2 tRNA genes are annotated in these 680 nt (G+C 55.7%); both read left to right on the top strand.

The features are described 5' to 3' along the window. Window positions 1-232: 232 nt before the first annotated feature. A tRNA-Ile gene (locus FL344_RS38215) sits at window positions 233-309 on the top strand. Window positions 310-379: 70 nt separating this feature from the next. Further along, window positions 380-452 (top strand) — tRNA-Ala (locus FL344_RS38220). Window positions 453-680: the final 228 nt, after the last annotated feature.

Consider the following 680-nt stretch of genomic DNA (forward strand, 5'->3'; position numbering starts at 1 on the left):
GCGGCTGGATCACCTCCTTTCTAAGGAGACCGGGCATCGGACAGCGTCTTCGGACGCAGTAGGCGATGCCAGCGACTTTCGAGTCGCGTCAGGTCAACCAGGTCAACGTTTCCGAATAACAATCTAGTGACTTACTCTGGGCTTGCTGTTTGGTTTTGAAGGACTGAGTCGAAGCGACTTGGCTCTTTGAGAATGAAGGACGCTGTAGGGTTTGCCGACGCGGTAGCCCCCTGGGCCTATAGCTCAGCTGGCTAGAGCGCGCGCCTGATAAGCGCGAGGTCGGTGGTTCAAGTCCACCTAGGCCCACCATTTTCCTCCCGAGGAGGAGGAAAGCGGTGACGCGCACCAGCATGGCAGAATGGCCGTGGGCAATTTTCCCGGGGCTGTAGCTCAGCTGGGAGAGCGCCAGCTTTGCAAGCTGGATGTCGTCGGTTCGATCCCGATCAGCTCCACACAAGTTTTCTCTGAAGTATAGAGAAGCGTTCTTTGACAAGTGCATACGAAGGGTAAGTTCAATTTCTGCTGAGAGAAGTTCTCGCAGAAGCCCTGACGAGAGTACCCAGCCGACGCCGTGAGGCGAAGGCGAGGGGAAGAGAGTCAGGTGCTTTTAATCAAGCGTAAGTAACAAGAAGTCTTCCAGGCTTGCTGCGAAGAGCAGGAGTCTGGGCCTTGGTTTCGAG

The organism is Myxococcus sp. AB036A, from assembly GCF_006547355.1.
Classification (GTDB): Bacteria; Myxococcota; Myxococcia; order Myxococcales; family Myxococcaceae; genus Myxococcus; species Myxococcus virescens.